This window comes from Nocardia pseudovaccinii (genome assembly GCF_050942345.1).
GTDB classification, from domain to species: domain Bacteria; phylum Actinomycetota; class Actinomycetes; order Mycobacteriales; family Mycobacteriaceae; genus Nocardia; species Nocardia pseudovaccinii.
This window is the reverse complement of the sequence record NZ_CP192074.1, coordinates 5,065,850-5,086,001: the sequence shown is the minus strand read 5'-3', so window position 1 is coordinate 5,086,001 and position 20,152 is coordinate 5,065,850. Positions and strand designations below refer to the sequence as shown.

Here is a 20,152-nt window from a genome sequence, read left to right as displayed (position 1 = left end):
CGGGGGAGTGAGTGAATCGGGCTGTGATCACTGGTGTGATCCGGACATTTGCGCTGCCGAGCAGTCGGGGCACAGGCCCCAATAGATGACCTCGGCCTCATCGAGTACGAATCCGTTGTCATGTGATGCGGTCAGGCAGGGTGCGTCGCCGACGGCGCAATCGACGTCGGCGATGACGCCGCACGAGCGGCACACCACATGGTGATGGTTATCGCCGACTCGCGTTTCGTAGCGCGCGACGGATCCCATTGGCTGGATGCGCCGCAGCAGACCGGCGGCCGTCAGTGCGCGCAACACGTCGTATACCGCCTGATGGGATACCGCACCGAGCGTCGCGCGCACATGACCGAGGATCGAGTCCGTATCGGAGTGCGGATGCTCGTGCACGGCAGTCAGCACGGCAACCCGCGGCGCCGTAACGCGCAGCGACACCCCGCGCAACATACGCTCGAATTCCGAATTCGTGGACACGTTCAAGAGTATGACTCATTCAAGTCTTCACGGGGAGGGTTTTCCGAAATCTCGAGACGATCCCACAATCCGTGCTGCTCTCCGGGCTCGATCGCGTCTGATGAACCCACAAGATCCGCAGTCATCGCGGATTCTGTCAGCAGCCACCGACAGAGCCATTACTTGACATAGTGTTGATTATCGGCGTTACAACGGAGGGGCTGGGAGTGGGCGGCTCGTGTTGTATGACGTTGGCATGTATGGGATTTCGGGATTTCTGCCTGCTGGGCGGCTGGCCCGGTTACCGGCGAACCTGCGCACGGAACGCGTGCTGCGGATGCGTGATGCCTTGTTGCCCGTTCTTGTTGATGTAAATATTCCGATTGATCTTGGGTTTTGACGGAAGAAAATTGGATCCGCTCAGGCTCTCGGATCTCGACCGGTTGAGCCCGGCTCCCCTCTGCATCTCTGCCAGAACCCTAAATCGTCACAGTGACGATTTAGGGGTTCTGGCGGGGTATGGCGAGTTGAATTGGTTTCTGGTTATCAGGCCAGTGGTTGATGATTGGATCTGTTTTGCGGGTCCAGTTGGCGGCAGGCTGGGGTGATGTTGGTTCGGCGGCTGGTGGCGCTTTATGTCGGGTTGTGGTTGTACGGGTTTTCGATGGCGGTGATGATTCGGGCCGGGCTCGGCTTGGATCCGTGGGATGTGTTTCATCAAGGGGTGGCCGCGCATGTGCCGATCAGTTTCGGGGCGGTGACGGCGCTGACCGGAGTCGCGGTGTTGTTGGCGTGGATTCCGTTGCGGCAGTGGCCGGGCCTCGGCACGGTGAGCAATGTCGTGGTGATCGGCGTTTCGGTCGATGTCGGGTTGTGGATGTTGCCGGACTGGGATGTGCTGGCAGTCCGGGTCGGGGCGATGGGTGCCGCAGTGGTTTTGAATGCGGTGGCTACGGTGCTGTATATCGGCGCTGGTATGGGTCCTGGGCCGCGAGATGGACTGATGACTGGTCTGGTACGCCGGACTGGATGGTCGGTGCGATTGGTGCGCACCGGGATCGAAGTGTCGGTCTTGACGACCGGCTGGCTATTGGGCGGTAGTGTCGGCATCGGCACGGTGGTCTACGCGTTCGGAATCGGTCCGCTGATTCAGGTCTTGATCCCGTTCGCGAATCGGTATCTGCCGGGATTTCAGGCAGATCGGAAGGCTGAGCCCGATGTTGTCCCGGCGGTGCCTTGATCGCGGCCGAATCGAATCGCTGCCGCTTCGGCTCAGCCGCCAATGTTCGAATTGCCCTGGGTTGTAAGAAGATATCGCCGAACCACTCCCCTTCTCCCTTCCGGCCACCCCGCTCTAAATCGTCACTGTGACGAATGATGCCATCGCTTGATGGCCGAAAATGTTGATTTCCTGGCCGCAGTGCTCTCTCGGCAACTGTGTCACCGTTCATACAGTTGTCGACATGACTAGCACTCCGTCCGTGCTCATCGTCGGCGCCGGATTCGGCGGCCTCGCGGCCGCGCTGGAGCTGAAGCGCCGCGGCCATGACGCGTTCACCATCATCGATAAGGCCGACGGGCTCGGTGGGGTCTGGCAGGACAATACCTATCCGGGCGCCGCCTGCGACGCACCGTCGGATCTGTACTCGTTCTCCTTCGCCCCCAATGCGCACTGGCCGAAGCGCTTCGCCGAACAGCCCGACATCCTCGCCTACATGCGCGAGGTCGCACGCCGCTACGACCTCGACAAGCACATGCGTTTCGGTGTCGAGGTCGACTCGGCGGACTTCGATGCCGACCGTGGCATCTGGCAGGTGCGCACGACCGCGGGTGAGTTGCTCGAGGCGGATGTCTTCGTGCCTGCGGTGGGTCAGCTGTCGCGTCCGGTGTGGCCGAATATTCCTGGCATGGATTCGTTCACCGGCGATGCCTTCCATTCGGCGCGCTGGGATCACGACATCGAGCTGTCCGGTAAGCGGGTCGCGATCATCGGCACCGGTGCGAGCGCGATCCAGATCATTCCGGCGATTCAGCCGAAGGTCGGGCAGTTGACGGTGTTCCAGCGATCGGCGCCGTGGATCATTCCGAAGATCGAAAGCTATTACGCGCCACCGAAACTCAATGCGCTGGACAAGCTGTCGATCGTGACGAAGTTCCCGCTGATCCAGCGCGCGGAGCGGTTCGGCTGGTATTCGTTCTACGAGTTGGTGACCTCGGGACTGGAGGGCAACGGCCGCATCGCCGATGTGATCTCGGGGTGGGCGGACCGGCATCGGGCCTCGCAGATCTCCGATCCCGAACTGCTGGCCAAGATGACGCCGGATTACGAGGCGGGCTGTAAGCGCGGGCTGATGGCGAGCAACTACTACCCGGCGGTGGCGCAGCCGAATGTGCACGTCGAGACCTCGCATATCGCCGAGATCACGCCGACCGGTATGCGCACCGAGGACGGCACACTGTACGAGGTCGATGTGATCGTGTACTGCACCGGATTCAAGGCCACGGAGTTCTTGGCGCCCATGGCGATTCGCGGGATCGGCGGCAAGGAGCTGCGCGAGGTGTGGTCGGGCGGTGCGCGGGCCTACAAGGGCCTCACCGTGCCGCATTTTCCGAATATGTTCATCATGTACGGGCCGAATACCAACCTCGGTGCGGGGTCGATCATCTACATGCATGAGCGGCAGGCGCGTTATCTGCGCCAAGCGGTCGAGCATCTGCGCGAGGCCGGTGGCTATCTATCGGTGAAGCCTGAAGTGGAGGCGCGGTTCGACGAGGAGATCCAGGGGCGGCTCGAACATACGGTGTGGACCAAGTGCACCAGCTGGTATCGGGAGGCCAGCGGCCGGGTGACGGCGAACTGGCCGGGCCGGATGAGTGAATACGACAAGCGGACGCATTTCGATGTCGGCGACTACGAGCTCGTTCGCACCGGAAGGTAAGCCCATGACGCACTATGACGTACTGGTGATCGGTTCCGGTTTCGGTGGCAGTGTCAGCGCGCTGCGTTTGACCGAGAAGGGCTATCGGGTCGGTGTCCTGGAGACAGGGCGGCGCTTCGCCGATGACGAATTCGCCGAGAACTCCTGGCATCTGCGCGAGTACCTGTGGGCGCCGAAATTGGGCTGCTTCGGTATTCAGCGGATGACGCTGCTGAACGACACCTTCATCATGAGCGGTTCCGGTGTCGGTGGCGGTTCGCTGGTGTACGCGAACACGCTGTACGAGGCGCCGGATACCTTCTACGGCGATAAGCAGTGGGTGCATATCACCGATTGGAAGTCCGAGCTGGCACCGCACTACGACCAGGCCAAGCGCATGCTGGGGGTGACGACGAATCCGGCGACCACACCGTCGGATCGGGTGCTGCGGGAGGTCGCCGAGGATATGGGTATCGGCGATACCTACCGTCGCACGCCGGTCGGCGTGTTGTTCGCGGATAAGGAGACTCGGCCCGGAGCCGCGGTGGCGGATCCGTTCTTCGGTGGTATCGGACCTGAGCGGCGCTCGTGTACGCATTGTGGTGAGTGCATGACCGGGTGTCGGCATGGCGCGAAGAACACCTTGGTGAAGAACTATCTGTATCTGGCGGAGCAGGCGGGCGCGACCGTGCATCCGTTGACCACCGCGGTGTCGGTGCGGCCACTGTCCGGTGGCGGGTATGCGGTCGATACCGTGCGCACCGGGCGCTGGGTTCGTAAGGCGAAGCAGACCTTCACCGCAGATCAGGTGGTGTTCTCCGCGGCCGCGCTCGGCACCCAGCAGCTGCTGCACAATCTGCGGGATCGCGGTGTGCTGCCGAATATTTCGCTGCGCCTGGGTCATCTGGCGCGCACGAATTCCGAGGCGGTACTGGCGGCGCGAACACGAGACAAGGATTCGGATTTCACCAAGGGTGTCGCTATCACCTCCTCGATCCATCCCAACGCCTACACCCATGTGGAGCCGGTGCGTTACGGCAAGGGCAGTAACTTCATGGGTCTGTTGACGACGGTGCTGGTCGACGGGCAGGAGGGTAAGCGGCGCTGGGTGCTCGGTCTGCGGGAGATGGTGCGGTATCGGCGGGATCTGCTGCGCATGCACAATCCGGCGCACTGGTCCGAGCGGATGATCGGGCTGCTGGTCATGCAGAACGTCGACAATTCGATCATCACCTACAACAAGCGCGGTCTGTTCGGTAAGCGGATGACCACCAAACCCGGTGCGGGACAAGCTCCTCCGGCGTGGATTCCGGAGGGCAACGAGGTCACCCGGCGGGTGGCCGAGAAGATCAACGGCATTCCGCAGGGCTCCTGGACCGAGATGGCCGATATCCCGATCACCGGCCACTTCATCGGTGGCTGTGCGATCGGCGACTCCCCCGATACCGGCGTGGTCGATCCGTATCAGCGGCTCTACGGCTACGAGGGGCTGCACATCGTGGACGGTTCGACGATCTCGGCGAATCTCGGGGTGAATCCGTCGTTGACCATTACCGCGCAGGCCGAGCGCGTGATGTCGTTGTGGCCGAACAAGGGTGAACGGGATCAGCGTCCGCCGTTGGGTGCGCCGTATCGTCGGATCGATGCGATCGTGCCGAAGAATCCGGTGGTGCCGGAGTCGGCGCCGGGCGCGCTTCGGTTGCCGATCACTCCGGTCTGACGCCTTTGGGTTCGCGTTGACTCATGAACCCGAAGAGATAGCCCGCGATGCGGCGCATCTGGATTTCTTCGGTGCCCTCGGTGATGCGGTAGCGGCGGTGGTGGCGGTAGATGTGTTCGAACGGGGTGTGGCGGGAGTAGCCGAGGCCGCCGTGGATCTGCATGGCGCGGTCGGCGGCTTCGCAGCACAGGCGGTTGGCCCAGTAGTTGCACATGGAGACTTGTTCGGAGACGGCGAAGGTGCCGTAGCGATCCATGGACCAGGCGGTTTTGTGGATGAGGGCGCGCAGCATTTCGCATTGGGTGTGTAGTTCGACCAGTGGGAATTGGATGCCCTGGTGGGTGGACAGTGACGTGCCGAAGGGTTTGCGCTGCTTGGCGTATTCGACGGAGCGGTCGATGCAGTATTGGGCCGCGCCGAGGCTGGAGGCGGCTTGGCGGATGCGGTTCTCGTTGAAGAAATGCTGCACTACGGCGAGTCCGCGACCTTCGCCGCCGAATACCGCGGTCTCGGGTACTCGCACGTCGGTCAGCGTGATGTGTGCGTGGTCGGTGGGCATATTGAACGTCCACAGGTATTCCTCGACACGGAAACCTGGTGTGTTCGTTGGTACGAGGAACGCGGTGATACCCGCGGCGTCGCCCGGATTGCCCGCGGTGCGGGCGAAGATGAGGTCGGCGTCGGCGATGTGTACGCCGGTGTTCCAGGTCTTTTCGCCGTTGAGCACCCAGTCGGTGCCGTCGCGGACGGCGCTGGTTGCCATGTGGGTGGCGTCGGAGCCGTGATCGGGTTCGGTGATGCCGAACGCGAAGAAGCGGGTGCCCGCGGCGAGGCCGTCCACCCAGTCGGCTTGCTGTGCGGGGGAACCGTATTCGAGCACGAGCAGCAGACCGACATTGTTGCCGACGATGGCGTGCTCGTTCTGCAGATCGCAGTGCAGTCCGAGTCCGCGGCGGGCGAGGTGTTCGCGGATGACCGCCATGGCGAGGTTGGTGCCGTCGCGGCCGCCGTGGGCCGCGGGAAACGCGTAGCGCAGATGTCCGGCGGCGTCGGCGCGGCGACGGACCTCGGCCAGTAGTTCTTCCCATTCGGCGCGTGGGAGTCCGCCGCGATCCCAGTCGGTGCGGGCGTGTTCGCGGCGGTGGTCGAAGAAGCGGACATTGTCGTCGGCCTGCTCGAGCGGAATGATCTCGCGTTCGATGAATGCGTCGAGTTCGGCGAGGTAGTCGACCAGTTCGGGCGGTAGCTCGAAATCCATTGCGGCTCCTAACCGATGCGCGCGGGTGGGCGGATCTGCATGAGCAGATCCCATTCGATCTCCGAGATGCGGCGGCCGCTGGCGGCCATCACGACACTGCGCACGGTGCCGTCGAGGTGGGCGGCTGCTTGGCTGGCGAGGCCGATGCCCCACCAGAGCGTGCAGGCCACCTTCCACCAACGGAACCGGTCCGGGTCGAAGGTGCCGCCCGCGCGTTCGTAGCCTGCGATGAAGGCGGGGCGGGTGGCGAATCCGCCGATTTCGCGGGCGTCTTCGTGGAAGCGCCACATGCGCAGCGCCGGCCAAGCGGCATCGCGCATCGGGTCGCCGAAGCGGTGCGCGCCTTCCCAGTCGAGGATGGCGCGCACGCCGTCGGGACCGATGATGAGGTTGCCGTTGCGCAGGTCGGTGTGCAGCAGGCTGCGGCGTTCGGGTGTCGACGGCAGGCGGTTGACCAGCCAGCGTAGGGCCAGGGTGAATACGGGGCGGTCACCGAGCAGGGTGCGCACGCCGGTGATGAGTTCGGTGAGCAGCTGTTCGGCCGGATTTCCGGTCGGCACGCCGGGCAACTCGGGTGGGGCGAGTTGAGGGTCGATGGTGTGCAGGGTGGCCATGGCCGCACCGACCTGTTCGGCTACCCGGTCGCCGATTGCTTCGGCGTGTACCAGTCGTAAGACCTTGCGTGGCACGGTCTCTCCGTCGATGCGTTCGGACACCAGAAACGGTGCGCCGGTGTATCCGGCGTCGGTGCAGACCGCGACCACCGGCGGTACCGGTACGCCGTGCGCGCGGGCCAGTTCGCGCACCGCGGCCTCGACGGTGACCGGTGCCAGTTCGATCGCGTTCGGCACGAAGGTGGCGACCAAACGCAGGGTGCGAGTGCTTGTTTCGGCATCGAATGCGACGTTGGTTCGACGGGCACCGGTCGATAACCCGCTGATATTCGAAACCTGCACCGGTTGGCCGAATTCCGTGTGCAGGAAGCGGGCGAGCCCCGCCGCCGGATCCGAGGTCACGCGCCCTCCCAAGCGTCGTATCCGGGTTTGGCGATCCGCAGATCCGCCCGTACGACCTCGACCAGGGCCTGCCAGAGTGCCGCATCGTCGCCGTGGGGTACCGCTGCGAGCAGATCCCGCTCCTGTTGCGCGCCGTCATCACCGAGTTCGAGCTCCCGTTGCACGATCCGCGCGATATTGGCGCCGACTCGCGCCTGGTGCCGCAATGCCGGATCGAGGGCGGGCAGCAGTGTGTCTTCGAGGAGTTCGGCGAGTGCTGCCAGCAGCTCGGCGGCCGAGGGGCGATATTGCATCGTTACGAAATCCGTTCGTGCATAACAACTTCCGAGGTCTCGACTGGGCCGGTCGCCCACCACGCACCGGGCTGAAGCCGGGATCCGGCGGCGCGAAGGAAGACTATCGCTGTTACTTACATCTTGTCAGCAATGACAGGTTCGGTGTCGTCATCAGGTGACATTCGCCGATGCCAGGGCTTGCAGGAACTCGTGCATGCCCGCCAGTGTGTGCGCGGGCATCATGATGTCGCAATAGGGCAGGGCCGCTGCCATCGCACCGGTGGTCGGCTGGAATCGGGAGTCGCCCGCCCGGGGATTGAGCCAGATCACGCGCCGAGCCCGGCGTCGGATCCGGGCCATCGCTCGGGCGAGGACATCGGGGGTGTCGCTGTCCCAGCCGTCCGATGCGATGACGACGACGGCGCCGCGCACCGCGTTGCCGGACGGATTCGCGAGCAGCGTGCCGAGGCACTGTCCGATATGCGTGCCGCCGTAGCGGTCGACCACCTTGTGGTTGGCCCTGGCCACCGCGACCTCCGGGGAACGGTGCGCCAGCACCGAGGTCAGCCTGGTCAGCGAGGTGGAGAAGGCGAACACCTCGGGTCGATCGGGTGTGCGGCGCTGCATCGCGGCTCGCATCAGGTGTAGGTAGATCGTCGAATACGGTCGCATGGAGCGGCTGACGTCACAGATCATGACGATTCGGCGTGGGCGGCCACGGGGACGGGCGCGGACCAGGACCGCCGACTCCCAGCCGGTGCGGCGGGAGTTGTGCATCGTCGCCCGGAAGTCGATCCGCTTGCCGTGTGGATGGTTTTCATACCGCCTGCTGCGGCGCCGCGGCCAGTGCGCCGACGCCTGCTCGAGCCAGGCACCGACCGTGCGCAGATCGTCCGGGTCGAAGTGGTCGAACGGTTCCTGTGCTCGTGCCGCGAATCTGCTCGGCAGTACGTCCGGCAGCGTCACACCCGTGTCGGTCGATCGGTCGGCGCCGGTCGCTGATTGCAGCGTCGCCCAAGGGACCGCACCGCCTTGCCGACTCTGCCCCCGACCGCTCGTACCCGGCGCCGACACGTGTTCGGTCGGCAATCCGTGTGTTCGGCTCGGCGGGTCCACACCCAGCACCGCGTCGGCGAACACCGTGGCGAAGACCGCGTCGAAGGCGGCGAGATCCTGCATGCGATCGACGAGTGTGAGTCGCGCGGCCCAGTAGAGCTCGGTGCGCGACCACGGCGGCATGCGGCGCAAGGCCTGTACGAACAGCGCGGGCCCGCTCGGTGCGACCGCGACGCCACCACTCCGCAGCCGGGCGACCACCGCGACGGCGAATGCGGCCAGATCGACCCCGCGCAGCATGACCGCTCGTGTCATCGCTTCCCGCGTATCCGTCTGCGTACCAGGATGATTGCGAGCACGGCCGCCAGCCCGAGCACGATCGCGGGCGCATATTTCTCGAGCATCGTGGGCCCGACGAGATCGACGAGGTCCAGGGGTGCCGGTTCGGGTTGTGTGACCGGCTGCGGCCGCATCTCTGCGCTGTCCGGCCCAGCTACCGCGGCGGCCGAATTACTCGCCGCGAGTTTCGCTTCGAGGGATGACACGAATTGACCGAGGAGTTTCTCGGACACCTGCTGCAGCACCCCGCTGCCGAGTTGGGCGAGCTTGCCGACGATCTTGAGGTCGGTGTCCACGGTGACGCGGGTCTTGTCGCCGTCTTCGCGCAGTTGCGTGGTGATGGTCGCCGCCGCGTTTCCGGATCCGCGTGAATCCCGGCCGCTGCCGTTGATGACGGCGCGATGGTCGTGTTCGTCGCGCTCGACGAAGTTCGCTTTCCCGGTGAATTCGCTGGTCACCGGGCCGACTTTGACCTTCAGTTTGCCGAGGAACTCCTCGCCCTGCCAGCCGACCATTTGTGCGCCGGGCATGAGCGGGACCACTTGTTCGAGGTCGGTCAGCACCTGCCATGCCTGCTCGACGGATGCGTTGACGGTGAATTCGTTGGCGATCTTCATCGCAGTGTCCCTCTCATCCGGTGGCCAGGCTTCGGGTGTATTCGACGAATGCCGTGTGGACGGTGGTGCGGTCGTCGGGTGTCTTCGCCAGTGCGCTGAGCGCGGCGACCGCCTCCGGTGCGGTGAGATCGGCGACGTCGAGTGTTGCCAGCGCGGCGATCCAGTCGATGGTTTCGGCGACGCCGGGCGGCTTGTCGAGGTCGAGTTCGCGGGCGCGGCCCACGAATCGGGTGGCGTGTTCGATCAGCGCGTCGATTGCCCCGGGCACGGTGCGTCGCACGATCGCCACCGCGCGACTCGGCTCCGGGTAGTCGATCCAGTGGTAGAGGCAGCGCCGCCGCAGCGCGTCGTGCAGGTCGCGACTGCGGTTGGAGGTCAGCACCGCCAGCGGCGGGTGTTCGGCGACGAAGGTCCCGAGTTCGGGTACGGTCACCGTGGCCTCACCGAGGAATTCGAGCAGTAGCGCTTCGAATTCGTCATCGGCACGGTCGATTTCGTCGATCAGCAGCACCGGGGGCGTCGGACCGCGGTATCGGGCACAGCGCAGGATCGGGCGGTCGACCAGGAATGCCTCGGTGAACAGGTCGGCTTCGGTGAGGTCGGCGCCGCGCGCCTCGGCGAGCCGGATGCTGAGCAGCTGACGCTGGTAGTTCCAGTCGTACAGTGCTTCGCTCACGGTGAGTCCCTCGTAGCACTGCAGGCGGATCAGCGGTGCACCGAGCACGGTGGCCAGGGTTTTGGCCGCCGTCGTCTTGCCCACTCCCGGTTCGCCTTCCAGCAGCAGCGGCCGACCCAACGTGGTGGCCAGATAGAAGGCGGCGGCGGTCCCGGTGTCGAGCAGGTAGTCGTCGGCGTCGAATCGTCGGACCACGTCCTCGATATCGTCGAACGGCGACATCATGGCGATGTGGCGGCGCGGAGGCGCTCGTAGTCGTCCCAGGTGTCCACATCCAAGGGCATCGGCGCGTCGACGTCGAGTCGAGACACCGGGACGCGCCCCGACTCGATGATCTTCCACACGCCTTTGTCGCCGTGCAATCGGGCCAACTCGCCGAATACGCGGCGACTCAGCCAGAATGGATGCCCGACACCGTCGCGGTAGCGACAGACCGTGATCGCCGTGGACGTTGCCTCGGCGACCAGTCGCTCGACGGTCGCCGCCGACAGACCCGGTTGATCCCCGAGCATCAGCACCATTCCGGCAGCATCGGGGTGTACCACGCGCAGGGCCGAACGCAACGACGACGAACAGCCCGAACCGAAGTCCTCGGCCATGACCACCTGCAGCCCGGCGAGATCGATCTGCTGCCGGATCGCCGCGGCCGCGCCGCCGAGGGTGACGATGATCTGGTCGAAAGCACAGGAACGCACCATGTCGAGGGTGGCGCCGAGAACCGTCGTATTCCGGTACGGCAGTAGCTGTTTCGCAGTGCCGAGGCGCCGTGAGGCTCCCGCGGCGAGTACGACTCCGGTGACGACCCCGATTGTCATGAGCCCGTCTTCGCGAAGGAGGTGCGGCAGCCGGAGCTGCAGAACCAGTGCTCGACATCGCCGATGGTCAGATGCGGTGTGTCCGGCCCGACCGTCACGGTCATGCCGCACACCGGATCGAGCGCTTCGACCGCGACATCCACGGTGCGGGGTGTCACGGCCAAACCGTCTTTGCGGATCGCCTGGATCACTTGCGCGACAATCGAGACGGCGATTTCCGCGGAGGTCTTGGCGCCGATCGGCAAACCCACCGGGGTGCGCACGCGCGCTCGCTCGGCGTCGGTCAATTCGAGTTCGTCGAGAATCGATGCCCCCCGAATCCTGCTGGCCACCAACCCGACATAGCCCAGACCGGCATCGAGCGCGGCACGGATCAGCTCGGCTTCGGGGCCACCGTGACTGGCGATCACCATCGCGGTCGTATCGGCCAGCGACTCCGGCGAGTCGGCTCCGGCGACACTGCGCTGCACCCCGAATCCGACCAGTTCGCACATCTCGGCCAGCGCGTCGGCGATGGGTGTCGCGCCGCAGATGCGCACCAACGGCGCCGGGATCTGCGGCTCGAGGAATATCTCCAACGCTCCGCCGGACAGACACGGATTCACCACGACCGCCGCGCCGGGCGCTTCGGGAAACTGCAGATCGCCGTCGGGCAGTACGCGCAGCAGCACACTCTCGTGCGACTGCAGGGCACCCAGTGCCGCCTTGCGGACCGAGTTCTGGGCGCACTGGCCGCCGACGAACCCTTCGATCGTCCCGTCCTGCAACAGGATCGCCTCGTCCCCGGCGTGCGCCGAGGTCGGTTGCTGCGCGCGCACGACGGTCGCGTGCACGAACGGAGTCCGGGTGCGGACCAGCTGCTGTGCGCGCTCGCTCATCTTCATCGGTGATCCCATCGCCGGCACCCACTCAGATCGGCGGTGTGGCCCGCCCCTGCATCGCTTCCCACACCCGCGACGGCGTCAGCGGCATATCGGCGTGGCGAACTCCGAACGGCGCCAACGCATCCACCACGGCGTTGACCACCGCTGCGGGCGATCCGACCGTGGCCGATTCGCCGATGCCTTTCGCGCCGATCGGGTGATGCGGCGATGGGGTGACGGTGTAGCCGGTCTCCAGATGCGGAACTTCGAGTGCGGTCGGGATGAGGTAATCCATCAGGGATCCGCTCAGGCAGTTGCCGTCCTCGTCGAAGGCCATGATCTGCATCAGCGCCATGCCGATGCCGTCGGTGATGCCGCCGTGCACTTGCCCCTCGATGATCATCGGATTGATCCGGGTGCCGCAGTCGTCGACGGCGAGGAAGCGCCGCACCTGCACCACGGCTGTCCCCGGGTCGATGTCGACGACGCAGAAGTACGCACCATACGGGTAGGTGAGATTCTCCGGGTTGTAGCAGATCTGCGCGTCGAGTCCGCCCTCGATGCCTTCGGGCAGATCTCCGGCGCCGTGTGCTCGCATCGCGATCTGCTGGATCGTGACCGCCGCGGACGGATCGCCCTTGACGTGGAAGGAGCCCTTCTCCCACTCGAGGTCGGCGATGGAGACCTCGAGCATGCCGGATGCGATGATCCGCGCCTTGTCGCGCACCTTGCGCGCCACCAGTGCGGCGGCGGCGCCGGAGACCGGTGTCGACCGGCTGCCGTAGGTGCCCAGGCCGAACGGAGTCTGATCGGTATCGCCGTGCACCACGTCGATATCCTCGGGCGGGATGCCGAGTTCTTCGGCGACGATCTGGGCGAAGGTCGTCTCGTGGCCCTGCCCCTGGGTCTGCACCGCGATGCGCACAACGGCTTTGCCGGTGGGGTGGATGCGCAGCTCGCACCCGTCGGCCATCCCGAGTCCGAGGATGTCCATATCCTTGCGCGGACCCGCGCCGACGGCCTCGGTGAAGAAGGACATCCCGATGCCCATCAGCTCCCCGCGGGCACGCTTGTCCTGCTGCTCCTTTCGCAAGGTGTCGTAGCCGATCATCTCCATCGCCAGGCGCATGGTCTTCTCGTAGTCGCCGGAGTCATAGACCCAGCCGGTCTTGGTGGTATACGGAAACTGTTCGGGGCGAAGGAGATTGCGCAGCCGCAGCTCGGCCGGATCCATCTTCAGTTCATGGGCGAGGCAATCGACCAGCCGCTCGACGAAGTAGACGGCCTCGGTGATCCGGAACGAGCACGCGTAGGCGACGCCGCCGGGGGCCTTGTTCGTGTAGACCGCGGTCATCTTGCAGTAGGCGGCCTCGATGTCGTAGCTGCCGGTGAAGACGCCGAAGAAACCGGCCGGATACTTCAACGGCGCGGCGGTGCCGTTGAAGGCGCCGTGATCGGCGAGCACGGTCGACCGGATGGCCAGGATCTTGCCCTCGGCGGTGGCGGCGATCTCGCCGACCATGATGTAGTCGCGAGCGAATCCGGTGCTGGTGAGGTTCTCGCTGCGATCCTCCATCCACTTCACCGGTTTGCCCAGCAACAGCGACCCGACGATGGCGCAGACGTATCCCGGATAGATGGGCACCTTGTTGCCGAACCCGCCGCCGATATCGGGTGAGATCACCCGGATCTTGTGCTCGGGCAGCCCGGCCACCAACGCGTAGAGCGTGCGGTGGGCATGCGGCGCCTGGCTGGTCGACCACAGGGTGAGCTTGCCCGTCACGGGATCGAGATCCGCGACGGCGCCGCAGGTTTCCATCGGGGCGGGATGCACGCGCGGATAGACGATCTCCTGTTTTACGACGACGTCGGCGCGCGCGAACACCGCCTCGGTCGCGGCGGCGTCGCCGGTCTCCCAGTCGAAGCAGTGGTTGTCGCGCTTGCCCTCGAGATCGTCGCGGATCACCGGCATCCCGGGCGCCAGCGCGGTCCGGGCGTCGATCACCGCATCGAGCATCTCGTACTCGACGTTGATGAGCTCCAACGCGTCACGGGCGGCGTAGCGGTCCTCGGCGACGACGAAGGCCACCTCTTGGCCCTGGAACCGGACCTTGTCGGTCGCCAGCACCGCCTGCACATCGTTGGACAGCGTCGGCATCCAGGCCAGTCCCTTCGCCGCCAGATCCGCACCCGTGACCACCGCCCTGACCTTCGGATGTGCCTGTGCCGCCGAGACATCGACGCTCACGATCCGGGCGTGCGCGAACGGGGAACGCAGGATCGCCAAATGCAGCATGCCGGGCAGTGAGACGTCGTCGACGTAATTGCCGTGGCCGCGAATGAACCGTGGATCCTCCTTGCGCAGCATCCTGCCGTGACCGCACGGCTTGTGGTCGTTGTCGACACGGTCTTCGGGCCGGGACTCGACGGCGGTCATGACGTGCTCCCTACCGGTGTCGGCGGGGCGGCGGGTTCGGGCTCGACCGCTTCGCCGCGTTGTTCGGCCGCGGCCCACTGGATCGACCGCACGATGGTGGTGTATCCGGTGCAGCGGCAGATCTGGCCCGAGATCGCCTCGCGGATGGTCTGCTCGTCGGGCTTCGGGTTGCGGTCGAGCAGTGCGCGGGCGGTGATCATCATGGCGGGCGTGCAGAATCCGCACTGCAACCCGTGGCACTGCATAAACCCTTCTTGCACGGGATCGAGTCGGCCGTCCACCTCGAGCCCCTCGACCGTGCGCACCGCACGACCACCGGCCATGACGGCCAGCATCGTGCACGACTTCACCGGTTCGCCGTCGACCTCCACTACACAGGCGCCGCAGTTGCTGGTGTCACAGCCCCAGTGGGTTCCGGTGAGCCGCAACTGATCTCGCAGGAAATGCACGAGCAGGGTGCGTGGCTCGACCTGCGCGGTCACCGGTTCGCCGTTGACGGTCATGGTTACCTGCATGGCTAATTCCCTTCCGGTGCAGGGTGATTCAGTACGCGCTCGACCGCGGTGCGCAGCACGCGAATCGTCAGTTCGGACGCGAGATGTCGTTTGTAGTCCGCGCTGCCACGCGCATCGGAGACGGGTGAGCACGCCGCGCTCGCCCGGCGGCCCGCCTCGGCGAAGACCTCCTCGGTGGGCGGCTCACCGATGAGCACGTCCACCGAGGAGGCCAGCGCCGCCGGATCGGGGTCGACCGCGGTCAGACCGATCCGTGCGGCCGCTATCGCCTCGCCGCGCAGGGTCACCGTCGCGCCGGCCGCGGCGATCGCCCAGTCGCCGACGCGACGCGCCACCTTCGCGTAGGCGCTCGATGTCCGATGTCGCAGCGGGATTCGGATCTCGATCAGCAGTTCGTTGTGCGACATGGCGGGTTCATACGGGCCGACCAGGAAGTCGTCCATCGCGATTTCCCGGTCGCCGGACGGTCCGCGCGCCAGGCAGGTGGCGCCGAGGACGGTGCAGACCGTGCACAGATCTTCGGCGGGATCGGCCTGGCACAGCGAGCCGCCGATCGTGCCGCGGTTGCGTACGATCGGGTCGGCGATCACGCGCTCGGCGTCACGGAAGATCGGGCACACCGTGGCGAGGTCGTCGGATTCCAGTACATGTCGATGCCGGACCATGGCGCCGATGCGCACCAGGGTCGGATCTGTGACGATGTAACCGAGTTCGGCGGCCAGGTCGTTGATGTCGATGAGATATTCCGGATTGGCCAGGCGCAGCTTCATCATCGGCAGCAGGCTGTGCCCGCCCGCGACGATGCGCGCCTCCGCGCCGAGCCGGTCCAGTAGTCCGATGGCGTGATCCACGCCCGTTGCGCGCTCGTATTCGAATGGCCCAGGAACTTGCATGTGATCGACCTCACATCAGTGGGAATGAGCCAAGCCTCGGCCCCGCTGATGCAGCCGTCAAGACCGATTTAAGGAATCACTTAATTCGCTGTTCGCGCTGGTCGTGTGGTGGATCCGGCCGCCGGTTCCGCTCAGTGCGCCGCCGTGTCCGCCCCACCGTCGCGCGATGATCTCGGCCGCGATGGATACCGCCGTCTCTTCCGGTGTCCGCCCGCCCAGATCCAGTCCGATCGGGCTGGCGAGGCGGGTGAGTTGTTCGTCGGTGAGGCCTGCCTGCCGCAACCGGCCCAGCCGCTCGTCGTGCGTTCGGCGCGACCCCATGGCACCGACATAGCCGATCTGCGGCGCGCGCAGTGCCACCTCGAGCAGCGGAACGTCGAACTTGGGATCGTGGGTCAGTACGCAGACGACGGTTCGCGAGTCGACCGCGCCGGCCGCGATCTGCGCGGCCAGATAGCGGTGTGGCCAGTCGACGACGACCTCGTCGGCGGTCGGGAACCGGCCGGAGGTGGCGAAGACCGGTCGCGCGTCGCATACCGTCACCCGGTAGCCGAGGAATGATCCCTGCTGGGCGACGGCGGCGGCGAAATCGATCGCCCCGAACACCAGCATCCGCGGTTTCCGGGCATAACTGGCGACGAAAACACCCATGCCCTCGCCGCGGCGCTGCCCGTCCGGACCATAGGACAGCACTTCGGTGCGGCCCGCCGCGAGCAGCCCGCGCGCGTCATCGATAACCGCATCGTCTGCGCGCGCCGACCCCAGCGTGCCGTGCGCATCGCTCGGCCGGATCAGCAGCCGACGCCCTACCTGGGCGGTGTCGGGGTGCTCGATGACGGTCGCGATCGCGACCGGCCGGTGCTCGGCGATGTCCGCGGCGACCTCGCCGAGTTCCGGAAACGTCTGCCGCGAGATCGCTTCGACGAAGATGTCGATGATGCCGCCGCAGGTGAGACCGACAGCGAATGCGTCCTCGTCGGAGAGGCCGTACCGCTGCAGCACCGGAGAACCGGTCCGGATGACGTCGGTGGCGAGTTCGTAGACCGCGCCTTCGACACAGCCACCGGAAACCGAACCGCCGACCGTTCCATCCGGGGCGACGACCATGGCCGCACCAGGCGGTCGCGGCGACGAACGGAAGGTCCGCACGACCGTCGCGACCCCGGCCGTGCCCCCGGCGTTCCATGTTGTCATCAGATCCGTGAGCACGTCCTGCATAATGCGTCCTCCAGACGCGATGCAGCCGTCGGCGCTGCGTACACCTCCAAAGTAGACTCGGATTGTGACGCCCGCCCAGCTTCGGGCCTACTCGACCGTGGTGCGGCTCGGCTCCGTCCGTGCGGCGGCCAGCGAGCTGGGGATGTCCGATGCCGGTGTCTCCACCCACATCGCCCAGCTGCGCAAGGAACTCGACGACCCGCTGTTCACCCGCGTGGCATCGGGTCTGGCCTTCACCCCCGGCGGGCTGCGTTTGGCCAGCCGGGCGATCGAGATTCTCGGACTGCAGCGCCAGACCGCCATCGAGGTCAGCGAGGCGGCGCACGGTCGGCGGCTGCTGCGTATCGCGGCATCGAGCGCGTTCGCCGAACATGCCGCCCCCGGCCTCATCGACCTGTTCGCGGCGCGGGCGAAGGATCTGTCGGTGGAGCTGAGTGTGCATCCCACCAGCCGGTTCCGCAGCCTGATCGAGACCCGTGCGGTGGATATCGCGCTGGGGCCCGGGCGCGATGGCACCGACTCGACCATCACCGCCCGGCCGTTTCTGAAGTATCAGATCATTTCGGTCGTGCGCCCCGACAGCCCATTGGCCGACATCGCACCGCATCCGGCGCTGCTGCGGGAACAGCAGTGGTTGCTGGGCCCCAGCGCAGGCAATGTCGGCGGGCACATCGCGACGATGCTGCGCGAATTGGCCATTCCCGAATCACACCAGCGGATCTTCCAGAGCGACGCCGCCGCCCTCGAAGAGGTCCGCTGCACCGGGGGCGTCACCCTGACGATCGGCTTCGCCGTCTCCTCCGACCTCGCGGCCGGTCGGTTGCGCCACATCAAGGGACCCGGCCTTCAGGTATCCGATGAGTGGTGCGCGACCACCCTGCCACCCGACACCCGCCAGCCCGCGGTGTCGGAGCTGCTGCGGTTCATCACCACCCCGCGATGCACCCAGGCGATGATCCGCGGGTCCGGTGTCGGCGTCACCCGGTTCCGCCCGAAAGTGCATGTGACGCTGTGGAGTTGACGGCGGGGGTCAGTGGGATGCCGTGGATCCGAGCGGCCGCAACGACCACGGCATCGCCTCGATCGGGACTGTCGCAGCGGAGCTGTCCATCCGGGTCGTCTTGGATCCGGTCGTGAATTCGGGATCGGTTCCCATGATGACGCGGCCTTCATTGTTGACCAGCACTACCCGCTGACCGAATGTTTGGAAGCGCGGGAGCAAGACCTCCTCGATCGCGGCAACCGGCACATCGGCACCGGCGATTCCCAGGAATGTTCCCGATGTGATCGTGACCGGTATCGAGAATGTGCAGACGTATTCATCGCTGCAGGCGTAATCGAGGTGTGGCCCCTGTACCCATCGCCGACCCTGGTCGCGTGGAACGGTGAACCAGTCCATTTTGGTGTAGTCGTAGAAGTATTCGCTACCGGGATTCAATTCCAGGACCAGGCGTTTCGCGGTGGGAAGCCACCATTCGAGGTGCCGGGGGTGATCCGCCAGAACGCTGTCGGCCAGCACTGCGCCTGCGCCGTTGAACAATTTTCCGCGCGACGCGAGTTCGCCGAGGATGGTCTCGCGCAGCGGTGCCAGATCAGTTGCCCGGGGAGCGGACCGCAACTTCTCGGTGAGCCCATCCCACAGGGTTGTCAGCGCGGTCCCGATGGTTGCCAGCGATCGGTAGACCTCGTCAGCCAGTTTTGTGACGGAATCAGCGAGCGACTCGATGGTCGCGGGGGCCGGAAAGTTATCGGTGTCCCTCACTGAGCTCCAAGCGCAAAGCAACAAGGCGGCGGATGCGTGATTCCGTATGCGATTCTGCCAGTTCTCTGGCCCGGGCATCGTCTTCTTGTTCGATCGCGTCCACCACCTCGCGATGGGCGGTCGCCTCGACCGCGGGGTCCAGCTTCAGCCCCGGCAGCCAGAGCAAGGCGGAGAGCTCTGCCTGCAGACCGACCTCGGCACGGGTCAGCCGGGTGGACTGCGCGCACACCGCCATCTCGATGTGAAAGCGGCTGTCGGCCTGGCGGGCCGAGACAAGGTCGGAGCTGTCCTTCAGCCGGTCGGCCAGGGCGCGGAGTCCGGCTATATCGGCCCGCAAGCTGCGGCGCGCGGCGAACACGGCAACCGCCCCGGTGACGGCGAAGTGCTCGTCCCCCAGGTCGCGCAGCTCCTGAACGCTCATCTGTTGCAGCCGCGCCAGCGAGGTGGTCTCGAAGACCTCCGCCGAGGCGCTGATGAAGCTGCCACCCCCGCGCCCGCGCTTGGTGTGCACGATGCCCTGCTGCCGAAGTACAACCAGTGCCTCCCGCAGGGTCATCGTCGATACACCCAACTGGTTGGCGAGGTCGGTCTCACTCGGCAATTGCTGGCCATCGGCCATCACACCGAGGCTGATCGCGGCAGACAGCCGCTGCACTACGGCCTCGGTTTTCGGACCACCGCCCTCGAGCGGTGAGAGCACGGCGCCGAGCGCGGTCAATCCGGCCCTCTTCTGGTGGGACAACGCGACTCCTGGAGTGACGGGACCTGACACGATTCTACTCATTTAACAATTGAAATATGAACTATAAAGTTTTATGTAAACCTCTTGAACTATGAAATCTAATGTCTTAGGTTAATGGCACCGCCCCGCCTGGACACTTCGACGCGCCGACGTCACGATCGAAACAGGAATTTCCCATGTCCGAGAGCCCGACCTGCCATACGGAAGTCGACGGACTGTGTGTGACGTGGCGCATGGTTCAGCATCATGTGATCGCGATCGTCGCTGTGCACAAAGCATCCGACGCTTCGCCAGTGGCATCCTTCTGCCCCAGTAGCTACCCGGATCTCGCGCGAGCGCGAGAACTGCTTCCGGAACTGGCGAGGCTGTGGGATGCGGTCCGCCGCGAATTCTGGACGAAACTGATCCCGCCGCTGGGGGCCGGACAGCGGGCATTGACATAACCTCGCCGAGCACCATCGTCGCGGCGCATACTCAGCCTGAACCGCTTTTGGAAACGCCACCTCACTCATGTCCCGATCCGCTCGCCGTCCGGTGCAGCAGGAAGGTGGTTCGCCAGGCAATTGCGTGGGAATAGCCAGG

General features: G+C 65.6%; 21 protein-coding genes. 6 read left to right on the top strand and 15 right to left on the bottom strand.

Going from position 1 to position 20,152, the window contains the following annotated elements:
- Positions 1-27: 27 nt before the first annotated feature.
- Positions 28-444: a Fur family transcriptional regulator gene (locus ACQPZ2_RS22970; protein ID WP_387293809.1), complete on the bottom strand. Its 417-nt coding sequence runs from the start codon at positions 442-444 to the stop codon at positions 28-30.
- Positions 445-688: 244 nt separating this feature from the next.
- Between ACQPZ2_RS22970 and ACQPZ2_RS22965 the strand changes: the two genes are divergently transcribed.
- From ACQPZ2_RS22965 to ACQPZ2_RS22950, 4 genes are all read left to right on the top strand, one after another.
- On the top strand, positions 689-850 hold the full coding sequence (locus ACQPZ2_RS22965; RefSeq protein ID WP_433520332.1) for a hypothetical protein: 162 nt from the start codon (positions 689-691) through the stop codon (positions 848-850).
- Between the two features lie 207 nt (positions 851-1,057).
- A complete protein-coding gene (locus ACQPZ2_RS22960; protein WP_433520331.1) occupies positions 1,058-1,690 on the top strand; it encodes a YczE/YyaS/YitT family protein in 633 nt (210 codons plus the stop codon).
- A gap of 223 nt (positions 1,691-1,913) precedes the next feature.
- Positions 1,914-3,389 carry a flavin-containing monooxygenase gene (locus ACQPZ2_RS22955; protein WP_433520330.1) on the top strand — a complete coding sequence of 492 codons (1,476 nt, stop codon included), beginning with the start codon at positions 1,914-1,916 and terminating at the stop codon, positions 3,387-3,389.
- A gap of 4 nt (positions 3,390-3,393) precedes the next feature.
- Positions 3,394-5,088 (top strand): GMC oxidoreductase, encoded by a 1,695-nt coding sequence (locus tag ACQPZ2_RS22950; RefSeq protein ID WP_433520329.1) that lies wholly within the window; start codon positions 3,394-3,396, stop codon positions 5,086-5,088.
- On the opposite strand, the gene ACQPZ2_RS22945 is transcribed toward ACQPZ2_RS22950, so the two are convergent.
- The 12 genes from ACQPZ2_RS22945 to ACQPZ2_RS22890 all read right to left on the bottom strand — a co-directional run bounded on the left by ACQPZ2_RS22945 (position 5,075) and on the right by ACQPZ2_RS22890 (position 17,066).
- Positions 5,075-6,346, bottom strand: coding sequence for an acyl-CoA dehydrogenase family protein (locus ACQPZ2_RS22945; RefSeq protein WP_433520328.1), 1,272 nt, complete (start codon positions 6,344-6,346; stop codon positions 5,075-5,077). The two genes, ACQPZ2_RS22950 and ACQPZ2_RS22945, sit on opposite strands and share 14 nt — an antisense overlap.
- An 8-nt stretch (positions 6,347-6,354) precedes the next feature.
- Positions 6,355-7,362 (bottom strand): phosphotransferase family protein, encoded by a 1,008-nt coding sequence (locus ACQPZ2_RS22940; RefSeq protein WP_433520327.1) that lies wholly within the window; start codon positions 7,360-7,362, stop codon positions 6,355-6,357.
- On the bottom strand, positions 7,359-7,655 hold the full coding sequence (locus ACQPZ2_RS22935) for a DUF6285 domain-containing protein (protein ID WP_433520326.1): 297 nt from the start codon (positions 7,653-7,655) through the stop codon (positions 7,359-7,361). The genes ACQPZ2_RS22940 and ACQPZ2_RS22935 overlap by 4 nt, the downstream gene beginning before the upstream one ends.
- 153 nt (positions 7,656-7,808) lie before the next feature.
- Positions 7,809-9,008: a vWA domain-containing protein gene (locus ACQPZ2_RS22930; protein ID WP_433520325.1), complete on the bottom strand. Its 1,200-nt coding sequence runs from the start codon at positions 9,006-9,008 to the stop codon at positions 7,809-7,811.
- Positions 9,005-9,649: an SRPBCC family protein gene (locus tag ACQPZ2_RS22925; protein ID WP_433520324.1), complete on the bottom strand. Its 645-nt coding sequence runs from the start codon at positions 9,647-9,649 to the stop codon at positions 9,005-9,007. Before ACQPZ2_RS22925 ends, ACQPZ2_RS22930 begins: the two co-directional genes overlap by 4 nt.
- A 13-nt stretch (positions 9,650-9,662) precedes the next feature.
- Positions 9,663-10,550, bottom strand: coding sequence for an AAA family ATPase (locus tag ACQPZ2_RS22920; protein ID WP_433520323.1), 888 nt, complete (start codon positions 10,548-10,550; stop codon positions 9,663-9,665).
- Positions 10,547-11,140, bottom strand: a complete 594-nt coding sequence (locus ACQPZ2_RS22915; protein WP_433520322.1) for a nucleotidyltransferase family protein — start codon at positions 11,138-11,140, stop codon at positions 10,547-10,549. The genes ACQPZ2_RS22920 and ACQPZ2_RS22915 overlap by 4 nt, the downstream gene beginning before the upstream one ends.
- Entirely contained in the window at positions 11,137-12,024 is an 888-nt protein-coding gene (locus ACQPZ2_RS22910) for an XdhC family protein (RefSeq protein WP_433520321.1), read from the bottom strand. The genes ACQPZ2_RS22915 and ACQPZ2_RS22910 overlap by 4 nt, the downstream gene beginning before the upstream one ends.
- A gap of 25 nt (positions 12,025-12,049) precedes the next feature.
- Positions 12,050-14,440 carry an aerobic carbon-monoxide dehydrogenase large subunit gene (locus ACQPZ2_RS22905; RefSeq protein ID WP_433520320.1) on the bottom strand — a complete coding sequence of 797 codons (2,391 nt, stop codon included), beginning with the start codon at positions 14,438-14,440 and terminating at the stop codon, positions 12,050-12,052.
- Positions 14,437-14,955, bottom strand: a complete 519-nt coding sequence (locus ACQPZ2_RS22900; protein ID WP_433520319.1) for a (2Fe-2S)-binding protein — start codon at positions 14,953-14,955, stop codon at positions 14,437-14,439. Before ACQPZ2_RS22900 ends, ACQPZ2_RS22905 begins: the two co-directional genes overlap by 4 nt.
- A gap of 2 nt (positions 14,956-14,957) precedes the next feature.
- Positions 14,958-15,848: an FAD binding domain-containing protein gene (locus tag ACQPZ2_RS22895; protein WP_433520318.1), complete on the bottom strand. Its 891-nt coding sequence runs from the start codon at positions 15,846-15,848 to the stop codon at positions 14,958-14,960.
- A gap of 57 nt (positions 15,849-15,905) precedes the next feature.
- The gene (locus ACQPZ2_RS22890) at positions 15,906-17,066 is read right to left on the bottom strand and encodes an XdhC family protein (protein WP_433520317.1); all 1,161 of its coding nucleotides are present in this window, start codon (positions 17,064-17,066) and stop codon (positions 15,906-15,908) included.
- 64 nt (positions 17,067-17,130) lie between these two features.
- Between ACQPZ2_RS22890 and ACQPZ2_RS22885 the strand changes: the two genes are divergently transcribed.
- Positions 17,131-18,087 (top strand): LysR family transcriptional regulator, encoded by a 957-nt coding sequence (locus tag ACQPZ2_RS22885; RefSeq protein WP_433520316.1) that lies wholly within the window; start codon positions 17,131-17,133, stop codon positions 18,085-18,087.
- Between the two features lie 9 nt (positions 18,088-18,096).
- Here ACQPZ2_RS22885 and ACQPZ2_RS22880 read toward each other — a convergent pair whose 3' ends face one another.
- Both ACQPZ2_RS22880 and ACQPZ2_RS22875 read right to left on the bottom strand, forming a co-directional pair.
- A complete protein-coding gene (locus ACQPZ2_RS22880) occupies positions 18,097-18,828 on the bottom strand; it encodes a cache domain-containing protein (RefSeq protein WP_433520315.1) in 732 nt (243 codons plus the stop codon).
- Entirely contained in the window at positions 18,812-19,546 is a 735-nt protein-coding gene (locus ACQPZ2_RS22875; RefSeq protein ID WP_063044011.1) for a FadR/GntR family transcriptional regulator, read from the bottom strand. The genes ACQPZ2_RS22880 and ACQPZ2_RS22875 overlap by 17 nt, the downstream gene beginning before the upstream one ends.
- A gap of 200 nt (positions 19,547-19,746) precedes the next feature.
- Between ACQPZ2_RS22875 and ACQPZ2_RS22870 the strand changes: the two genes are divergently transcribed.
- The gene (locus ACQPZ2_RS22870) at positions 19,747-20,013 is read left to right on the top strand and encodes a hypothetical protein (protein ID WP_063044010.1); all 267 of its coding nucleotides are present in this window, start codon (positions 19,747-19,749) and stop codon (positions 20,011-20,013) included.
- Positions 20,014-20,152: the final 139 nt, after the last annotated feature.

Excerpts from the sequence above, each read along its gene's own strand:
- ACQPZ2_RS22930 (WP_433520325.1), bottom strand. The coding sequence starts at position 9,008 with ATGACACGAGCGGTCATGCTGCGCGGGGTCGATCTGGCCGCATTCGCC.
- ACQPZ2_RS22870 (WP_063044010.1), top strand. The coding sequence starts at position 19,747 with ATGTCCGAGAGCCCGACCTGCCATACGGAAGTCGACGGACTGTGTGTG.
- ACQPZ2_RS22970 (WP_387293809.1), bottom strand. The coding sequence starts at position 444 with ATGTTGCGCGGGGTGTCGCTGCGCGTTACGGCGCCGCGGGTTGCCGTG.
- ACQPZ2_RS22905 (WP_433520320.1), bottom strand. The coding sequence starts at position 14,440 with ATGACCGCCGTCGAGTCCCGGCCCGAAGACCGTGTCGACAACGACCAC.
- ACQPZ2_RS22955 (WP_433520330.1), top strand. The coding sequence starts at position 1,914 with ATGACTAGCACTCCGTCCGTGCTCATCGTCGGCGCCGGATTCGGCGGC.
- ACQPZ2_RS22950 (WP_433520329.1), top strand. The coding sequence starts at position 3,394 with ATGACGCACTATGACGTACTGGTGATCGGTTCCGGTTTCGGTGGCAGT.
- ACQPZ2_RS22915 (WP_433520322.1), bottom strand. The coding sequence starts at position 11,140 with ATGACAATCGGGGTCGTCACCGGAGTCGTACTCGCCGCGGGAGCCTCA.
- ACQPZ2_RS22910 (WP_433520321.1), bottom strand. The coding sequence starts at position 12,024 with ATGAAGATGAGCGAGCGCGCACAGCAGCTGGTCCGCACCCGGACTCCG.
- ACQPZ2_RS22920 (WP_433520323.1), bottom strand. The coding sequence starts at position 10,550 with ATGATGTCGCCGTTCGACGATATCGAGGACGTGGTCCGACGATTCGAC.
- ACQPZ2_RS22895 (WP_433520318.1), bottom strand. The coding sequence starts at position 15,848 with ATGCAAGTTCCTGGGCCATTCGAATACGAGCGCGCAACGGGCGTGGAT.
- ACQPZ2_RS22935 (WP_433520326.1), bottom strand. The coding sequence starts at position 7,655 with ATGCAATATCGCCCCTCGGCCGCCGAGCTGCTGGCAGCACTCGCCGAA.
- ACQPZ2_RS22890 (WP_433520317.1), bottom strand. The coding sequence starts at position 17,066 with ATGCAGGACGTGCTCACGGATCTGATGACAACATGGAACGCCGGGGGC.
- ACQPZ2_RS22900 (WP_433520319.1), bottom strand. The coding sequence starts at position 14,955 with ATGCAGGTAACCATGACCGTCAACGGCGAACCGGTGACCGCGCAGGTC.
- ACQPZ2_RS22925 (WP_433520324.1), bottom strand. The coding sequence starts at position 9,649 with ATGAAGATCGCCAACGAATTCACCGTCAACGCATCCGTCGAGCAGGCA.
- ACQPZ2_RS22945 (WP_433520328.1), bottom strand. The coding sequence starts at position 6,346 with ATGGATTTCGAGCTACCGCCCGAACTGGTCGACTACCTCGCCGAACTC.
- ACQPZ2_RS22960 (WP_433520331.1), top strand. The coding sequence starts at position 1,058 with ATGTTGGTTCGGCGGCTGGTGGCGCTTTATGTCGGGTTGTGGTTGTAC.